Here is a 2,223-nt window from a genome sequence, read left to right on the forward strand (position 1 = left end):
ACCTGGTTGGGGATGGTCTCCCCGGGCAGGAAGTTGAGGTTGGAGGCGTTGGGGGCCGCATCGCCGTGCGGGTACACGGTGAGGTGGCCCTCGGCACCGGGCTCGGTGACCGTGACGTTCAGGGTCGCCGCGGCCAGGTACGGCACGTCGCCGACGTAGACGTCGAGGGTGCCCCAGGCCGGAACGGTGCCCGCCGGACGGTCGCCGTTCTCGCGGTGGGTGTCCTCGCGGGTGTCCATGAACCGCACCGGCCCCGCGGAGTAGTAGGTCAGCCGGCCCTCGGCTGCGTAGTAGCCGGCCAGGTCGGCGATCACGTGCACCGTGCCGCCGGAGGCGTTGAAGAAGGACACCTTGCCGTCCTTCACCGGAACCGTCACCAGGTTCGCGATCGTCCGGCCGGCGGGCCAGTTGAGGTTCGACGCGTTGGGCGCCTTGCCGCCGTGCGGGTAGACCGTGAGGTGGCCGGCCTGCGTCGGCTCGGTGACCGTGACGTTCATCGTCACGGCCGTCACGCCCGTGGCCGGCACTCCGGCCACACCCGCGACCTGAAGATCGACCGTCCCCCAGGCCGGAACCGCCTGCGCACTCGGTACGCCGACCGGCTCCCGGGTGTCCAGCAGCCGCGCCGGACCCTGCGGGTGGAAGAGATCGCCCTTGGCGCTGTAGTAGCCCGCCAGGTCGGCGATCACGTGCACCGTGCCGCCGGAGGCGTTGAAGAAGGACACCTTGCCGTCCTTCACCGGGACCGTTACCAGGTTCGGAATCGTCCGGCCGGCAGCCCAGTTGAGGTTCGAGGCGTTCGGCGCGACGTCACCGTGCGGGTAGACCGTGAGGTGGCCGGCCTGCGTCGGCTCGGTGACCGTGACGTTCATCGTCACGGCCGTCACGCCCGTGGCCGGCACTCCGGCCACACCCGCGACCTGAAGATCGACCGTCCCCCAGGCCGGAACCGCCTGCGCACTCGGTACGCCGACCGGCTCCCGGGTGTCCAGCAGCCGCGCCGGACCGGCCGGTGTGAACAGGCTGCCGAAGGTCAGGGACTCGTAGGCGCCCCGGTCGCGGATGCCGCTGCCGGTGCCCGTGTTGGGCACGGTCGGGTCGTCGGCGGGCGCCTTGCCCCAGTAGTCGGTCTTCAGCATGCCCGGCGCGTTCTCGTCGGCCGAGTCGACCAGATGGTCGAGCGGCGCGTCCGGGCCCTTGTGGACCCAGGTCGACGCGACGAAGTCGTGCGCGCCCTGACCGCTCGCCGCCGTGAACTCCGGCTGGGCGGCGTACGTGGCGCCGGCCCAGCTGTAGGCGGCGGCGCCGCTGATCGGGTCGACGACGTTGTAGTCCACCTTGGTGCCGGCGGTGGCGCCCGCGGCGACGCTGATGCCGGCCGCCCGTGCGATGTTCTCCCCGCACGGCGTCGTGCCGGCCTGCGCGGTGTTCACCGCGTTGTTCTCCACGACGGCACCGCCCGAGGCGCCGTCGAGCGTGATGCCCGCGAAGCACTCCGTGCGGACGTTGTTGCTCACCACGACGGTGTCGGGGGCGCCGTCGACCAGGATCCCGGGTCCGTCCGGGCTGCCGCCGGTGTCGATGATGTTCGTGCTCAGCACGGTCCCGGTGGAACCGCCGTCGACCCGGAAGGCCGGGCCGCGCAGATTGTGGAGGAAGCCGCCGGCGAAGGTGACCTGGCCGGAGCCGTTGGTGATGTGTGCACCGCTGCCGCCGGAGCCCCAGACGCCCGTGAAGGACACGTCGTGGCCGCCGTCGACCACCACGACCGGCTTCTGGTACGAGCCGAGGGCCAGGTTCTCGAACCTGATGTGGTCGGCGCCCCGGACCACGACGGCGCTGTCCGGGTAGTTCGGTGCGCCGCCGGTGATGTTGGCGTTGCCGTGCTGCTTGTCCGGGCCGCGGAAGGTGATCGGCGCCGCCGCCGTTCCCGAGCGCGTCACGGTCACCGCGGTGTCGACGTAGCTGCCCGCGGCGATCTCCACTGTCTGCCCCGGCTGGACGACGGCGGCGGCCGCGGACACGTGGCAGAACGGGGCGTTACGGGTGCCGGCGCCGGCGCCGCTGTCCGAGCAGTGGGCCTCGGCCGCGTTGTTGACGTAGAGCGTGGTGACCGCTGCTGCCGCGCCGCTCGTACCGACGGCCGGCAGGCCGACCGTGCCGAGCAGCGTGGCCCCGACGGCCAGGGCTGTGCGAAGTCTGGAAATGGGATGCCCCCCTGGG

Annotated in this window: 1 protein-coding gene; it reads right to left on the bottom strand. The window is 72.2% G+C overall.

All coding sequences use genetic code 11. The features are described 5' to 3' along the window. Window positions 1-2,223: right-handed parallel beta-helix repeat-containing protein (locus ACZ5WK_RS40205; protein ID WP_465555523.1), on the bottom strand; the 2,223-nt coding region annotated here is incomplete at both ends.

This window comes from Kitasatospora sp. NPDC032757 (assembly GCF_055579305.1).